The organism is Streptomyces sp. CNT372, assembly GCF_000377145.1.
In genome coordinates, this window is record NZ_KB897792.1 from 32,958 (window position 1) to 48,310 (window position 15,353).

Below are 15,353 nucleotides of genomic sequence, written 5' to 3' on the forward strand. Positions count from 1 at the left end.
GGGGCCCGTCCCGCCGGTGGTGCTCACTGCCAGTCCTCCGGGCGTTCGACCTGCTCCAGCCGGAGCACCGCGCCGGAGCGGCTGAAGCGGCGCATCAGGGGAAGCGGCGGGTAGTAGGCGTGCACGGAGACGGCGTGCTCAGTCGCCGACTCGTTGAGGACCTCGTGCACATGGTGCCTGCCGAAGGCACGCGCCTCGCCGGTCCCCAGGTGCCGGGTCCGGTCGACGCCCTCGGCCAGTTCCAGGGTCCGCCAGCCGCTCGACGGGAGTCGCACGGCGAGCGAGTGCTCCGTCAACCCGCCCTCCGCGGTGGCGAAGGCGCCCAGCGACTCGTCGTGGTCGTGCCAGCCGGTGCCCGTCCCGGGCGGCCAGCCGATGAGCCACGCCTCACTGCCGCCCGGCCCCTCCAGCCGCATCCAGGTGCGGCCCTCGGGGTCACGCGGGAGGGAGGCGACGAGCTCCTTGTCGCCGGCGGCCCGACGGACGAAGGCGAGGAGTTCGGCGGCCGTCGGCCCCGGCGAACCGGGGGCCGCGTCCGAGGAGTGCAGGCCCGGGGAGGGGGAGAGGGCAGGCTGGGGCAGGGAAGCGGAGAGGGACACGGAAACCGTCCTGGAAGTTCGCCGGAGAGCGCGCCGGCGCAGCGGCCGTGGCGCGGGGAAGAGCGAGTCAGCAGGACGGACGACACATGCAGCCCGCATAGCGGACGAGGTCCATATGGACCCTCCGCCACAGGCGCACACAGGTGTCGGTCATGCTCCGGAGTACACCATGGGGGACGGTGGCGGTCAATCGCCGTCCGCAGTGCGGGCGGCCCGCCCAGGACGCGTGGCGGACGCCGGACGTGACCGGGAGCCCCGGGAGGCCGTGCCCTTGCCGGACGCGCGTCCCACGTCCGGGTCCGGGTGGCTTTTGCGGGCCCGGGGCGGCGTGGGCCCGCCGTTCGCGCCGGGACCCCTGGGATCCGCCCCGCCGGGGCCGCCGGCCGGACCGCCCGACCCGCCCGTCCCGCCCGGGCGGTCGGCGGACGGGGCTCCGCCGCGGACCCGGTCGGCGGCGGCGTGCAGCTCCGCCGGGCGCACCCCCGCGAAGGCCGCCGCCAGGTGCCCGTCCGGCCGGACCAGCAGCACCGAGTGCGCCGAGGCGCCCGGGTAGCTCTCCGCCACCACCAGTTCGGCCGCCAGGGGCAGTCCGCCCACCGCCGCCGCGAGCCGGGGCATCACCCCGGCCCCGGCCCAGTGCCGCCGTTCCCACACCCCGGTCCCGGGCGCGACCAGCACCACCAGCAGCCCCCGGCCGAGCCGTTCGCGCAGCGACCCGCCTGTGCCGTCGGGAGAGGTCACCGGCACGTCCTCGACCGGTGCGCCCACGGGCGTGGCCGCGGCCGCCTGCGCCGAGACCGGCTCCGGCGTGAGCGCGGAGTGCGGATACGCGGGGGGCGCGCCGAGCGGGCCCTGCCCCAGGTGCCCGTCGGTGAGCATCGCGCCGTGGCCGCGCGCGGCCCCGGGCAGATACGTCCGCAGACCGCCGCCGCTGCGCAGTATCGGCAGGGACTGGTCGGCGGCCCGGAGCCGGGCGGCGATCGCGGTGCGCCGCTCGTCCTGGTAGCTGTCGAGGAGAGTGGCCGAGGCGGCGCCGTGCCAGGCGAGGGCCAGCTTCCAGGCCAGGTTGTCCGCGTCCCGCAGCCCTTCGTCGACGCCCTGGGTGCCGAGGGCTCCCAGCAGGTGGGCCGCGTCGCCCGCGAGGAAGGCCCGCTCCACGCGCCACCGGCGGGCGAGGCGGTGGTGCAGGGTGTAGACGCCGGTGTCCAGGAGTTCGTAGGGCGGGGTCTCGCCGCACCAGCCGCCCAGGGTGTCCCGCACCCGGGCCACCAGGGACTCGGGCGTGACCAGGTCCCCGCGCGGCGGCAGCAGCCAGTCCAGCCGCCAGACCCCGTCCGCCAGCGGCCGCGCCGTGACCTCGTCGGCTCCCGCCGCGAACGAGGGCCTGCGGTGCAGCAACGCCTCGCCGGGCCAGGGCAGTTCGGCGCGCAGCGCGGCGACCGCGTGCCGCTCGACCGCCGTCCGCCCCGGGAAGCGGATGCCGAGGAGCTTGCGCACCGTGGAGCGGGCGCCGTCGCAGCCGACCACCCAACTGCCCCGCCACCACGTCCCGGACGGGCCCCGGGTGTGCACGGTGACACCGGTGCGGTCCTGCTCCAGGGAGTCGAGCCGGCTCTCCGTCGCGAGCCTGACCAGTCGTTCCCCGGCGACCGCGTCCCGCAGCCCCTGGGCCAGTGCGTGCTGCGGCACATGGAGCGGGGCCTCGGGGGCGCCCTCCTCGCCCAGGGCGATCCGGCGGATCTCCTGGCGGCGGTGCATCGACCGCCAGCCCGTCCAGCGCAGCCCTTCGTCGTGCAGGGTGTCGCAGCCGAGACGGGCGGCCAGGGCGGCCGTGTCCGGGCGGAGGACGACGCTCCGCGCGGGGCGGGCCTCCTCCTTGCCGCCGCCCTCGTCCAGGACCACGCTCGGGACCCCGTGCCCCGCGAGCGCCAGGGAGAGGGCGAGCCCGACCGGGCCGGCCCCGACCACGATCACCGGGTCCACGGGGTGCCTCCCTGGATCCGGATACGGACCGCGACAGGGGCCGGGAGCGCCGTGACAAGGGCCGCAAGGCGGGGCGGGAGGGAGGCCGGTGGTTCCAGGGGCGGGCTGGGAGGTGCGGAAAGGGCCCGGTGCGCGATCACAGAACGTATGCAACTCACTGAGAGTGCCCGCGTCAAGCGACACCGGTGCGCGGCGGGAACCCGGGCGGGACACGCCGAGGGGCGGCGGCCACTCCTCGAGTTCTGGGAGTGGCCACCACCCCTCGGCGGCAGTGCGTCGGACGATGCGTCAGACGGCGCGTCCGTCGTCCGTCTTCACGCCGGGCTCGCCGATCGGCTCCTCGCCGCCAGCGGCGTCCGCCGCGAGCACCGCGCCGCTGCTGCGCTTGGCGCGCCGCAGCTTGCGCTCCAGCCAGGAGGCGAAGCTCGTGAGCAGCATGTTGAGGACGATGAAGATGATCGCGACGACGATGAAGCTCGGGATCACGTTGGCGTAGTTGGCCGCCAGCGTCGCCCGGGCGTTCAGCAGCTCGGGGAAGGCGAGCAGCGCGCCACCGAGCGTGGTGTCCTTGACGATCACCACGAGCTGGCTGACCAGGGCCGGCAGCATCGCGGTCACGGCCTGCGGCAGCAGGATCGTGGTCATCGTCTGGCCCTTGCGCAGCCCGATCGCCTTGGCGGCCTCCGTCTGCCCCTTCGGCAGCGAGAGGATGCCGGCCCGCACGATCTCGGCGATGACCGAGGCGTTGTAGAGCACCAGACCGGTGACCACCGCGTACAGCGGGCGGACGTCCGTGCTGACTCCGATGTAGGCCGAGTAGAACTCGTTGGCGAACAGCATCAGCAGCAGGACCGGGATGGCGCGGAAGAACTCCACGATCACACCGGCCGGACCGCGGACCCAGCGGTGGTCGGACATCCGGGCGATGCCGAGGACCGCACCCAGGGGCAGGGCGATCACCAGCGACAGCGCGGCCGCCTTGAGGGTGTTGCCGAGACCGGGCAGCAGATAGGTCGTCCACGCCTGGGCCTGGATGAACGGCTCCCACAGGGACCATTCGAGCTGGCCCTTGTCGTTCATGGTGGCGAAGACCCACCAGGCGCCGAGCGCAAGCAGGACGACGAAGGCGGCCGTGTAGACGATGTTGCGCCGCTTGGCCCGGGGGCCGGGGGCGTCGTAGAGAACGGAGGTCATCGCTTCACCGCCATGCGCTTGCCGACCCAGCCGAGCAGGAGCCCGGTGGGCAGGGTCAGGATCACGAACCCGAGGGCGAAGACCGCCGAGATCAGCAGGAGCTGAGCCTCGTTCTCGATCATCTCCTTCATCAGGAGAGCCGCCTCGGCCACGCCGATGGCCGACGCGACCGTGGTGTTCTTGGTCAGTGCGATCAGCACGTTGGTCAGCGGGCCGATCACGGAGCGGAAGGCCTGCGGGAGGACGATGTGCCTCAGGACCTGCGTGAAGCTCAGCCCGATCGCGCGCGCCGCCTCCGCCTGGCCCACCGGCACGGTGTTGATGCCCGAGCGCACCGCCTCGCAGACGAAGACCGCGGTGTAGGCGGCGAGGCCGAGGACGGCCAGCCGGAACGCCAGCTCGTCGAAGTCGTCCGCCGCGCCCAGGGTCACCCCGAAGATGTTCGAGAGCCCGAGCGAGCAGAAGACGATGATGACGGTCAACGGGATGTTCCGGACCACGTTGACGTAGACGGTGGCGAACCCGCGCATCAGCGGGACGGGACTGACGCGCATCGCGGCCAGCACGGTCCCCAGGAGGAGGGCGCCGATCCCGGAGTAGACGGTGAGCTTCACCGTCACCCAGAACGCCCCGAGCAGGTCGTAGCCTTCAAGAAAGTCGAACACGATCTCCCGTGCTTCCGCGTGTGGGGAAGGCCGGGCGCGCCGCCGTCACCGGCGGCACGCCTTGCGGCCGGACGTCACTGGACGATGTTGCCGATCTTCGGGGCGGGCTCGTTCTGGTAGTTGGCCGGGCCGAAGTTGGCCTCGACGGCCTTGTCCCAGGCGCCGTCCTTGACCATCTTCTCCAGAGCGGTGTTGATCTTGGCGGTCAGCTCCGACCCCTTCTTGACGCCGATGCCGTAGTTCTCGTTGCTCAGCTCGAGGCCGGCGAGCTTGAACTTGCCCTTGTACTGCTCCTGCGCGGCGTAGCCGGCGAGGATCGAGTCGTCCGTGGTCAGGGCGTCGACCGCGCCGCTCTGCAGGGCCGCGAGGCACTCGGAGTAGCCACCGACCTGCTGCAGGTTGGCCTTCGGGGCGAAGTCCTTCTTGACGTTCTGCGCGGAGGTGGAACCGGTCACCGAGCAGAGCTTCTTGCCGTTGAGGTCCTCACCGCTCTTGACGTTGTCGTCCGCGCGGATCAGCAGGTCCTGGTGGGCGAGCAGGTACGGGCCGGCGAAGTCGACCTTCTCCTTGCGCTCGTCGGTGATCGAGTACGTGGCGGCGATGAAGTCGACGTCACCGCGGGAGAGCGCGGTCTCGCGGTCGGCGCTCTTCGTCTCCTTGAAGGTGATGTCCTTCTCGTCGTAACCGAGCTCCTTGGCGACGTACTTGGCGACGTCCACGTCGAAGCCGGAGTACGAGCCGTCCGGGGTCTTCAGGCCGAGACCCGGCTGGTCGATCTTGATGCCGATGGTGATCTTGTCGCCACCGCCGGAACCGCTGCCGCTCTCCTTGTCGCCGGAGCCGCAGGCCGTGGCCGTGAGCGTGATCGCGAGGACGGCGGCCGAAGCGGCGGTGACCTTACGAAGCTTCATGATGATGACTTCCCTAGAGTTGACGCGAAGTGGTGGATCGAGGTCGATCCAGGACTCAGTGGTGAAGGATCTTCGACAGGAAGTCCTTGGCCCGGTCGCTGCGGGGGTTGCTGAAGAACTCCTCGGGAGCGGCCTCTTCGACGATCTTGCCGTCGGCCATGAACACGACCCGGTTCGCGGCCGACCGGGCGAAGCCCATCTCGTGCGTGACGACCACCATGGTCATCCCGTCGCGGGCCAGCTGCTGCATGACCTCCAGGACCTCGTTGATCATCTCGGGGTCCAGGGCCGAGGTCGGCTCGTCGAAGAGCATGACCTTGGGGTCCATGGCGAGGGCGCGGGCGATCGCCACACGCTGCTGCTGTCCGCCGGAGAGCTGCGCGGGGAACTTGTCCGCCTGCGCGCCGACGCCGACCCGGTCCAGCAGGGCCCGCGCCTTCTCCTCGGCGGCCTTCTTGTCCGCCTTGCGGACCTTGACCTGGCCGAGCGTGACGTTCTCCAGCACCGTCTTGTGCGCGAACAGGTTGAACGACTGGAAGACCATCCCGACGTCCGCGCGCAGCCGGGCCAGCTCCTTGCCCTCTGCGGGCAGCGGCTTGCCGTCGATGGTGATCGCGCCGGAGTCGGTCGTCTCCAGGCGGTTGATGGTGCGGCACAGTGTGGACTTGCCCGATCCGGAGGGACCGATCACGACGACGACCTCGCCACGGGCGATGGTCAGGTCGATGTCCTGGAGCACATGCAGCGCGCCGAAGTGCTTGTTCACTTTGCTCAGTACGACCAGGTCGTCCGCCGGGGGCTGCGCGCCCTCGGGGTCCTTGGTCACTGACACTTCGCTCATCGGCCTCTAGCTCCGTCCTCCTCGGTTGGGAGGACCCTAATCACGCTGCGCGAACAGCGTCATCACATCTGAGCGGAAATTGAGCATAACGATATGGCTGCAACCGGACACTATGCGTGAACAGGGTGATGATCAGCGTACCGGGTGGATAACGGAATCCCCGGTGGTGCGGTCGGCCCTTGACTGGGGGCCGTGCCATCGGCGTTCATGCCCTGTTGGGAAAGCCGCAACAATGGCTCGGCACGCAGGACCGGCGACGAGACCCGAGCGGCCGGGCGCGACCCGTTCGACCAGGTGAGAAGGGAAGGGGGGCCATGAGGCTGCTGCTCGTCGAGGACGACGACCACGTCGCCGCGGCACTGTCCGCGGTCCTCGCCAGGCACGGTTTCCAGGTCGTCCACGCCCGCAACGGGGAGGAGGCGCTGCGCGCCGTCCTGCCCGACGCCCACCCCGACAAGCCCGCCTTCGGGGTGGTCCTGCTCGACCTCGGTCTGCCCGACCAGGACGGCTACCAGGTCTGCGGCAAGCTCCGGAAGCTCACCTCCACCCCCGTGATCATGGTGACGGCGCGTTCCGACGTGCGCTCCCGTATCCACGGCCTCAACCTCGGGGCCGACGACTACGTGGTGAAGCCCTACGACACCGGCGAGCTGCTCGCCCGCATCCACGCGGTCAGCCGGCGCACCGGCGCGGTCGAGGAGGCGGCGGCCGACGCCTCCGGCGACATCCTGCGTCTCGGCTCCGTCGTCATCGAGCTCGCCACCCGGCGGGTCAGTGTGGACGGCGAGGCCGTCCCGCTCACCCGCAAGGAGTTCGACCTGCTGGCCCTGCTCGCCCAGCGCCCCGGCGTCGTCTTCCGGCGCGAGCAGATCATCAGCGAGGTGTGGCGCACCAGCTGGGAGGGGACGGGGCGGACGCTGGAGGTGCACGTCGCCTCGCTGCGATCCAAGCTGCGCATGCCCGCCCTGATCGAGACCGTCCGCGGCGTCGGCTACCGGCTCGTCGTCCCCGGCCCGGCGGCGTAGGGGCCGGCGTCCCCGGTGCGTACCCGACTGCTCCCCCTGCTCATCGTCCTCATGGCCGGTGTGCTCCTCGCGCTCGGCTTCCCGCTGGCGGTGAGCCTGGCCGCCGCGCAGCAGCAGCGGGTGGTCGTGGACCGCATCGACGACACCGTGCGGTTCGCCGCCCTGGCACAGTTCGTCACCGAGGGCCCCGACGGGACAGAGCAGCGCCGCGCGACCCTCCAGGAGCAGCTCGACCGCTACTACGACACGTACGGCATCCGGGCGGGCGTCTTCTACCGCGAACGCGACTCCATGGCCCGCGCTCCGCACGACCTGGTCCTGCCGGCCGAGGGCGTGGGGCGCGAGGCCTTCGACGAGGCGCTCACCGGCCGGCGCAGCGAGGACCCTCCGCAGGTGTGGCCCTGGCAGCGGGGCGCGCGCCTGGTCGTCGCCTCGCCGGTGGTCCGCGACGGGGACGTGGTCGCCGTGGTCTTCACCGACTCGCCGACGGGGCAGCTGCGCTCCGAGGTCCTGCGGGGCTGGCTGCTGCTGGCCGCGGGCGAGTGCGCGGCCATGCTGCTGGCTGTGGGCGCCGCGTTCCGGCTCACGGGCTGGGTGCTCAGGCCGGTCCGCGTCCTGGACGCCGCCACCCACGACATCGCGACCGGCCGGATGAACTCTCGGGTCGCGGCCGCGGGCGGACCGCCGGAGCTGCGCCGGCTCGCCCGCTCCTTCAACGAGATGGCCGACAACGTCGAGGAAGTCCTGGAACAGCAGCGGGCCTTCGTCGCCGATGCCTCCCACCAGCTGCGCAACCCGCTCGCCGCGCTGTTGCTCCGCATCGAGCTGCTCGCCCTGGAACTGCCCGAGGGGAACGCGGAGATCGCCTCGGTACGCACCGAGGGCAAACGGCTCGCGCAGGTCCTCGACGACCTGCTGGACCTCGCGCTCGCCGAGCACGCGGCGGCCGACCTCCAGCTCACCGACATCGGCGCACTCGCCGCCGAGCGGGTCGCGGCCTGGCGCCCGCTCGCCGAGGAGAAGGGCGTCGGGCTGACGGGGGACACCGGCCCGGTGACCGCCTGGGCGGACCCGATCGCCCTCTCCAGCGCCCTGGACGCGGTGATCGACAACGCGCTGAAGTTCACCCCCGGCGGCGAGAGCGTCACGGTCTCGGTCGCGTCCAACGGGGACACCTCGACGGTCGTCGTCACGGACGGCGGCCCGGGGCTCACGGACGAGGAGCTGGCCCGGATCGGGGACCGCTTCTGGCGCAGCGGGCGCCATCAGAACGTCAAGGGGTCGGGTCTGGGCCTGTCGATCTCCCGCGCCCTGCTGACCGCGGGCGGCGGGTCGATCGCCTACGCGCACCACGAGCCGCACGGGCTGCGGGTGACGGTCTCGCTGCCGCGTACCGCGCCGGCCTCCTGAGAGGAGCCGCCGCCCTTGAGGGGAGCCGCCGTCCCGGCGTGGCCGACGCCCCGGCGCCCCGGCGTGGCGGGCGGCTACGGCTTCGCGGTCCGGTAGTAGCGCCGGGCGCCCTCGTGCAGCGGCAGCGGCTCGGTGTAGACGGCGGTCCGCAGGTCCACGAGCTGCGCCGGGTGGACCGTCTGCCCGATCCGGTCGCGGCTGTCGATCACCGTGCGGGTGAAGCCCTCGGTCAGCGCCGGACCGGTGCGGTCCGTGGTCACGAGCAGGTTGGCCACCGCCACCGTCGGGACCGGCACCCCGTCCTGGGCGTGCGGGTAGGCGTCCGCGGGCATGACCGCCGAGCGGTAGTAGCTGGTCGAGCCGCCCGTCGCGTGCAGCTTGTCGATCAGCTCCGGCTCCAGCGGGACCAACCGGATGTCGAAGCGCTGGGACAGCTCCTGGACGGAGACGGTCGGCAGCCCGCCGGACCAGAAGAACGCGTCCAGGCTGCCGTTCTCCAGCCGTCCGGGCGTCGTGTCTATGCCCGCCGGCACGGGAGTGACGTCCTTCCTCGGATCCAGCCCGGCGGCGGTCATCAGCCGGTCGGCGACCAGCCGGATACCCGACCCGGGCTGTCCGACGCCCACCGCCTTGCCCCTGAGGTCGGCCACCGACTCCACGTCGGAGTCCCGGGGCACGATCAGATGCACGTAGTCGTCGTAGAGACGGGCGCAGCCGCGCAGCCGGTCGGCGTCCGGCAGGCCCTTGTTCCGGTAGGTGTTGACGGCGTCGGCGGTCGCGATGGTGAAGTCCGCTTTCCCGGCCGCCAGCCGGGCCAGGTTCTGCTGGGAGCCCTCGCTCGTCATCAGCTCTATGCCGACATCCGGCATGTCCTCCGCGAGCGCCTGCTCCAGCAGGACGCCGTAGCGCTGGTAGACGCCGCTGGGGGAGCCGGTGCTGAAGGCCAGGGACCCGCTCGGCGAGGTGCGGCCCAGGGGCAGCAGCCACCACAGCAGCAGTCCGGACACCACGAAGCCGGCCACGGCGCCGATGAGGGCGCGGCGGCGGTCGAGGCGGAGTCCGGTGGGCAGCACGGTCGCGATCCTGCCAGCTCACCGGCCCGCTGGCCAGGCCCGTCCGGTGCCGTCCGCCGCCCGCCCGGCCCGATCCCTCCGCGGGACCCCGCCGGCCGGCCCGTCCCGGCCCGTCCCGGGAGGCCGGGACCGCGCGGCCGGCCCTTCCACGGACGCCCGCCGCCCGCTCGGGCGTTGCCGGAAGCCGGGGGCGCCGGGCCGCGGCGACCCCGTACCCTGGGGGCGCGATGAGTGCGAAAACTTACGAGGTGCGCACCTACGGGTGCCAGATGAACGTCCACGACTCCGAGCGGCTGTCCGGCCTGCTGGAGGACGCCGGTTACGTGCGCGCGCCCGAAGGCGCCGACGGGGACGCCGACGTCGTCGTCTTCAACACCTGCGCGGTGCGGGAGAACGCCGACAACAAGCTGTACGGCAATCTCGGCCGCCTCGCGCCGAGGAAGGCCGAGCGCCCCGGGATGCAGATCGCCGTCGGCGGCTGCCTGGCGCAGAAGGACCGGGAGACGATCGTCAGCCGGGCCCCCTGGGTCGACGTGGTCTTCGGCACGCACAACATCGGCAAACTGCCCGTCCTGCTGGAGCGCGCCCGGGTGCAGGAGGAGGCGCAGGTCGAGATCGCCGAGTCGCTGGAGGCGTTCCCCTCCACCCTCCCGACCCGGCGCGAGTCCGCGTACGCGGCGTGGGTCTCGATCTCGGTCGGCTGCAACAACACCTGCACCTTCTGCATCGTCCCCGCGTTGCGCGGCAAGGAGAAGGACCGCCGGCCCGGGGACATCCTCGCGGAGATCGAGGCGCTGGTCGCCGAGGGCGTTTCGGAGATCACCCTCCTCGGCCAGAACGTCAACGCCTACGGCTCGGACATCGGCGACCGCGAGGCGTTCAGCAAGCTGCTGCGGGCCTGCGGGAACATCGAGGGACTGGAGCGGGTCCGCTTCACCTCGCCGCACCCGCGCGACTTCACCGACGACGTCATCGCCGCGATGGCCGAGACGCCGAACGTGATGCCCCAGCTCCACATGCCGCTCCAGTCCGGTTCCGACGCGGTGCTGCGGGCGATGCGGCGCTCCTACCGGCAGGAGCGTTTCCTCGGGATCATCGAGAAGGTGCGCGCCGCGATCCCGCACGCGGCCATCTCCACCGACATCATCGTGGGCTTCCCCGGCGAGACCGAGGAGGACTTCGAGCAGACCATGCACACGGTCCGCGAGGCGCGGTTCGCGAACGCGTTCACCTTCCAGTACTCCAAGCGGCCCGGCACCCCGGCCGCGACGATGGACGGGCAGATCCCCAAGGAGGTCGTCCAGGAGCGGTACATGCGCCTGACCGCCCTCCAGGAGGAGATCTCCTGGGCGGAGAACAAGAAGCAGGTCGGCCGCACGCTGGAGGTCATGGTCGCGGAGGGAGAGGGCCGCAAGGACGGCGAGACCCACCGCCTCTCCGGGCGTGCGCCCGACAACCGGCTGGTCCACTTCACCAAGCCCGACGGCCCCGGCGCCCAGGTGCGGCCGGGTGACGTGGTGACCGTGGAGATCACCTACGCGGCGCCGCACCACCTGCTGGCCGAGGGCGCGGTGCTCGCGGTCCGCCGCACCCGCGCCGGTGACGCGTGGGCGAAGCGGAACGCGGCGGAGACGGCGAAGCCGGCGGGCGTGATGCTCGGCCTCCCGGCCGTCGGCGCCCCGGACCCGCTGCCGGCCCCGTCGGCGCCGGCCTGCGGCGGGCACTGACCGTCCCGAACGACACCTGTGGGCCCGCCGCGCACCGCGCGGCGGGCCCACAGATGTGCGCGGGGCCCGGAGTGTGGCCCCGCCCCCGCCGGCCGGGGGCGGCACGCCCGCAGGGTGCGGGCAGGGGCACGGGCTAGGGTGGCGATCATGCTTGTCGCCGCCGCCGTGTGCCCCTGTCCGCCGCTGCTCGTGCCCGAGGTCGCTGCCGGGGCCGCCGCCGAGCTGGAGGGGCTGCGGGACGCCTGCGCCGACGCCGTGGGCGTGCTGGCCGCCTCCCGGCCCGGGCTGCTCGTGGTCGTCGGACCCGCCGGGGGGACGGTTCCCGGTGTGCACCGGGCCGGGGCCACCGGGTCCTTCCGGGGCTTCGGGGTGGACCTCGGCGTACGTCTCGGCCACGGGACCGGCGGGGCGGCGGACCGGGAGCTGCCGGCCTCGCTGGCGGTCGGGGCGTGGCTGCTGGAGCGGGCCCGCTGGGACGCGTGCCCTGTCGAAGGGCTCGGCCTGGACGAGAACGCCGACGCGGGCGGGTGCGCCGAGGCGGGCCGCGGGATCGCGGCGCGGGAGGAGCGGGTCGCCCTGCTGGTGATGGGGGACGGCAGCGCCTGCCGGACGGTCAAGGCGCCCGGCTACCTCGACGAGCGGGCCGCCGGCTTCGACGCGGAGGCCGCCCGCGCGCTCGGATCGGCCGACCTCGCGGCCCTCACCGCCCTCGACCCGGAGCTCGCCCTGCAGCTCAAGGTGTCGGGGCGTACCCCCTGGCAGGTCCTCGCGGGCGCGGCGGAGGACGCCGGCCTGGACGGGCGCCTGCTGTACGAGGACGCGCCCTACGGCGTCGGCTACTACGTCGCCACCTGGGCGTGAGCCCCGGCCCGGACACGCCCCAGCCGCGGAACCCGGGGCTCCGCGGCTGAGAGGGCCGGAACGGGGTGCGCTCAGGCGGACGGCGGGCGGTTCCCGCCCTCCGGCGTCTCCGGGTGCGCGATGCGCCCGAGCGCGTCCTTCGCCTTCCCCGTGCCCGTCTCGATCTTGTCGCTGTACTTGCCCTTGGTCCGGTCGTCGACCGTCCGCGCGGCCTTGTCCAGACCCTGGCCGATCTTGCCCTCGTGCTGCTGGGCGAGGTCCGCGACCTTGTCCTTGGCGGGGGCGAGCTTGGCCTTCAGGTTGTCCAGGAAGCCCATCGGCCACCTTCCTTCCGTGAACCGTGATCCATGTTCCGTGATCCGCTTCGAACGGGACGCTGTGCCGGAAAGTGTGACAAAACTCCCGTGTCGGTTCCTCAGCCTACCCGCGCGGCCCGCTCCGGGGCCGCGCGCCGCCGCCCCGCCCGGTCGGAGCGCACCCCGCGGTTTGCGAGACTGGGGCGGTGAGAAGCGCAGCTCCCGCGCCGCGGGTCATCGCCGTCGTCGGCCCGACCGCGGCCGGCAAGTCCGATCTGGGCGTCTTCCTCGCCCGGCACCTGGACGGCGAGGTGGTCAACGCCGACTCCATGCAGCTCTACCGGGGCATGGACATCGGCACCGCCAAACTGACCGAGGAGGAACGCGGCGGCGTCCCGCACCGCCTCCTCGACATCTGGGACGTGACCGAGGCCGCGAGCGTCGCCGAGTACCAGCGCCTCGCCCGCGCGGAGATCGACCGGCTGCTCGCCGAGGGGCGTACCCCCGTCCTCGTCGGCGGCTCGGGGCTGTACGTCCGGGGCGCGATCGACGCCCTGGAGTTCCCCGGCACCGACCCCGACGTCCGCGCCCGCCTCGAAGCCGAGCTGGAGGCCGGCGGCCCCGGAGTGCTGCACGCCCGGCTCGCCGCCGCCGACCCCGAGGCGGCCGCCGCGATCCTGCCCGGCAACGGCCGGCGCATCGTGCGCGCGCTGGAGGTCATCGAGATCACCGGCAGGCCGTTCACCGCCAACCTCCCCGGCCATGAATCCGTCTACGACACCGTGCAGATCGGCGTCGACGTCGCGCGCCCCGAACTCGACGAGCGCATCACCACCCGGGTGGACCGCATGTGGGAGGCCGGGCTCGTGGACGAGGTCCGCGCCCTGGAGGCGCGCGGACTGCGCGAAGGGCGCACCGCCTCGCGCGCCCTCGGGTACCAGCAGGTGCTGGCCGCGCTCGCCGGCGAGTGCACCGAACTCCACGCCCGGCAGGAGACGGTGCGCGCCACCAAGCGCTTCGCGCGCCGTCAGGACTCGTGGTTCCGCCGCGACCCGCGGGTGACCTGGCTCAGCGGCGCGGCGGCCGACCGGGGGGAACTTCCGCACCGCGCGCTGGCGTTGATCGAACGAGCGGTCACAGCCTGATCACGTCATGGCATCGGGATGCTCCGGCCGTCATGTCGCCCTTCGCGGGCGTGCCATCATCGAGCATCGATCGACAGTTGAGTCCGAGTGGGGAGGGCGCGTGGCGATGGAGGCCGGCCCTCGCGACACCGAGCGGGAACGCCGAGACGTCGCGGCGGACGCATCGGGGCTGACCCCCGACGGTCCGGACGAGCAGGACGTGCTCGCGGACGAGGTCGAGGTCGAACTCCGCCCGCAGCGCCGGCTGCGCTTCTGGCAGCTCGCCCCCATCGTGGGCCTCGCCGCCCTCGGTTCGCTGATGTTCGCCTTCCCGCTCGCCTTCGGCACCGGTGACGGCGGCGCGGTCGTCGCCATGCTGGGGCTCCTGATCAGTTGCTGCGCCGCGGGCTGGGGCGTGACGGCCGCCCGGCGGGTGGGCCACACCTGGCCCGGCCTGCCGCAGCGGGGCTCCGGCGAACGGCCCGACTGGCGGGTCATCGCGCTGTACGTGGGCGTGGGCGCGCTGCTGGTCGCCCTCGCCGTCTGGCGCGTCGCCCGCCTGCGCTGAGCCGCCCCCCGCGGGCGCGGCTCCCGGCCACCGGGCTCTCTCCCCGCGCCGCTCCGGGCCCGCACGGGCGCGATCCGCTTCGGACCCGCACCGGCGCGCGTGCGGCCACCGGACGCGCTGTCGGCGGCGGCTCGTACGATGGAGGGCGTGACCACCGCGCAGACCTCGCACCTCCCCTTCCTCAAGGGCCACGGCACCGAGAACGACTTCGTGATCGTCCCCGACCCGGACGGCGCTCTCGACCTGCCCGCGCCGCTCGTCGCCCGGCTCTGCGACCGCCGGGCCGGCATCGGCGGCGACGGCCTGCTGCGCGTCGTCCGCTCCGCCGCGCACCCCGAGGCCCGGCACCTGGCCGGTGAGGCCGAGTGGTTCATGGACTACCGGAACGCGGACGGCTCGATCGCCGAGATGTGCGGCAACGGCGTCCGCGTCTTCGCCCGCTACCTCCAGCACGCCGGCCACGCGGGCTCGGGCGAGTTCGCCGTCGCCACCCGGGGCGGCGTCAAGCGCGTCCACCTGGCGAAGCCCGGCACCGGCTCGGCCGAGGGCGATGTCACGGTCTCCATGGGCCGCGCCCTGCTGCCCGCCGAGGGCGTCACGGTCACGGTCGGCGGGCGCAGCTGGCCCGCCCGCAACGTCAACATGGGCAACCCCCACGCGGTCGCCTTCGTCGAGGAGTTGGCCCAGGCGGGCGAGCTGACGGCCGCGCCCGCCTTCGAGCCCGCCGCGGTCTATCCGGACGGGGTGAACGTGGAGTTCGTCGTCGACCGGGGCGAGCGCCATGTCGCCATGCGGGTCCACGAGCGCGGCTCGGGCGAGACCCGCTCCTGCGGCACCGGCGCCTGCGCGGTGGCCGTCGCCGCCGCCCGCAGGGACGGCGTGGACCCGGCCGTGACCGGGGTGCCCGTCGCGTACACGGTCGATCTGCCCGGCGGGCGGCTGGTGATCACCGAGCGGCCGGACGGCGAGATCGAGATGACGGGTCCGGCGGTCATCGTCGCCGAGGGGCACATCGCGCCCGCTCTGCTCGACGGCTGACCACTCTGTCGTGTCCGTGCTCCGCACGGGACTCGTGC

General features: G+C 73.2%; 16 protein-coding genes. 7 read left to right on the forward strand and 9 right to left on the reverse strand.

Annotated features, from left to right (window positions below):
- Positions 1 to 23: 23 nt before the first annotated feature.
- From C593_RS0126485 to C593_RS0126510, 7 genes are all read right to left on the reverse strand, one after another.
- Entirely contained in the window at positions 24 to 599 is a 576-nt protein-coding gene (locus tag C593_RS0126485; RefSeq protein WP_018850350.1) for a cysteine dioxygenase, read from the reverse strand.
- A gap of 67 nt (positions 600 to 666) precedes the next feature.
- Entirely contained in the window at positions 667 to 753 is an 87-nt protein-coding gene (locus C593_RS33985) for a putative leader peptide (RefSeq protein WP_324604065.1), read from the reverse strand.
- A 32-nt stretch (positions 754 to 785) separates the two neighbouring features.
- Complete coding sequence (locus C593_RS0126490) at positions 786 to 2,582, reverse strand: FAD-dependent monooxygenase (protein ID WP_018850351.1); 1,797 nt, start codon at positions 2,580 to 2,582, stop codon at positions 786 to 788.
- Between the two features lie 288 nt (positions 2,583 to 2,870).
- Positions 2,871 to 3,776 (reverse strand): amino acid ABC transporter permease, encoded by a 906-nt coding sequence (locus tag C593_RS0126495; protein WP_018850352.1) that lies wholly within the window; start codon positions 3,774 to 3,776, stop codon positions 2,871 to 2,873.
- Positions 3,773 to 4,441, reverse strand: coding sequence for an amino acid ABC transporter permease (locus C593_RS0126500; RefSeq protein ID WP_018850353.1), 669 nt, complete (start codon positions 4,439 to 4,441; stop codon positions 3,773 to 3,775). Before C593_RS0126500 ends, C593_RS0126495 begins: the two co-directional genes overlap by 4 nt.
- Before the next feature lie 74 nt (positions 4,442 to 4,515).
- Positions 4,516 to 5,352 carry a glutamate ABC transporter substrate-binding protein gene (locus tag C593_RS0126505; RefSeq protein WP_018850354.1) on the reverse strand — a complete coding sequence of 279 codons (837 nt, stop codon included), beginning with the start codon at positions 5,350 to 5,352 and terminating at the stop codon, positions 4,516 to 4,518.
- Between the two features lie 55 nt (positions 5,353 to 5,407).
- Positions 5,408 to 6,193 (reverse strand): amino acid ABC transporter ATP-binding protein, encoded by a 786-nt coding sequence (locus tag C593_RS0126510; protein WP_026278100.1) that lies wholly within the window; start codon positions 6,191 to 6,193, stop codon positions 5,408 to 5,410.
- Between the two features lie 314 nt (positions 6,194 to 6,507).
- Between C593_RS0126510 and C593_RS0126515 the strand changes: the two genes are divergently transcribed.
- Together C593_RS0126515 and C593_RS0126520 are read left to right on the forward strand one after the other, a co-directional pair.
- Positions 6,508 to 7,218: a response regulator transcription factor gene (locus tag C593_RS0126515; protein WP_018850356.1), complete on the forward strand. Its 711-nt coding sequence runs from the start codon at positions 6,508 to 6,510 to the stop codon at positions 7,216 to 7,218.
- Between the two features lie 15 nt (positions 7,219 to 7,233).
- Positions 7,234 to 8,628: a sensor histidine kinase gene (locus C593_RS0126520; protein ID WP_018850357.1), complete on the forward strand. Its 1,395-nt coding sequence runs from the start codon at positions 7,234 to 7,236 to the stop codon at positions 8,626 to 8,628.
- Between the two features lie 74 nt (positions 8,629 to 8,702).
- Here the strand turns inward: C593_RS0126520 and C593_RS0126525 are convergent, their stop codons facing one another.
- Entirely contained in the window at positions 8,703 to 9,701 is a 999-nt protein-coding gene (locus tag C593_RS0126525; RefSeq protein WP_018850358.1) for a TAXI family TRAP transporter solute-binding subunit, read from the reverse strand.
- A 227-nt stretch (positions 9,702 to 9,928) separates the two neighbouring features.
- Here C593_RS0126525 and miaB point away from each other — a divergent pair, with 227 nt between their 5' ends.
- Positions 9,929 to 11,428 (forward strand): tRNA (N6-isopentenyl adenosine(37)-C2)-methylthiotransferase MiaB, encoded by a 1,500-nt coding sequence (gene miaB / locus C593_RS0126530; protein WP_026278101.1) that lies wholly within the window; start codon positions 9,929 to 9,931, stop codon positions 11,426 to 11,428.
- 147 nt (positions 11,429 to 11,575) lie between these two features.
- Positions 11,576 to 12,289, forward strand: a complete 714-nt coding sequence (locus C593_RS0126535; protein ID WP_026278102.1) for a class III extradiol dioxygenase subunit B-like domain-containing protein — start codon at positions 11,576 to 11,578, stop codon at positions 12,287 to 12,289.
- 71 nt (positions 12,290 to 12,360) lie between these two features.
- Here the strand turns inward: C593_RS0126535 and C593_RS0126540 are convergent, their stop codons facing one another.
- Positions 12,361 to 12,606, reverse strand: coding sequence for an antitoxin (locus C593_RS0126540; RefSeq protein ID WP_018850361.1), 246 nt, complete (start codon positions 12,604 to 12,606; stop codon positions 12,361 to 12,363).
- Between the two features lie 185 nt (positions 12,607 to 12,791).
- Between C593_RS0126540 and miaA the strand changes: the two genes are divergently transcribed.
- The 3 genes from miaA to dapF all read left to right on the forward strand — a co-directional run bounded on the left by miaA (position 12,792) and on the right by dapF (position 15,315).
- On the forward strand, positions 12,792 to 13,730 hold the full coding sequence (gene miaA / locus C593_RS0126545; protein ID WP_018850362.1) for a tRNA (adenosine(37)-N6)-dimethylallyltransferase MiaA: 939 nt from the start codon (positions 12,792 to 12,794) through the stop codon (positions 13,728 to 13,730).
- Between the two features lie 106 nt (positions 13,731 to 13,836).
- Positions 13,837 to 14,277 (forward strand): DUF1700 domain-containing protein, encoded by a 441-nt coding sequence (locus C593_RS0126550; RefSeq protein ID WP_018850363.1) that lies wholly within the window; start codon positions 13,837 to 13,839, stop codon positions 14,275 to 14,277.
- A 138-nt stretch (positions 14,278 to 14,415) separates the two neighbouring features.
- A complete protein-coding gene (dapF, locus tag C593_RS0126555; protein ID WP_018850364.1) occupies positions 14,416 to 15,315 on the forward strand; it encodes a diaminopimelate epimerase in 900 nt (299 codons plus the stop codon).
- Positions 15,316 to 15,353 lie beyond the last annotated feature (38 nt).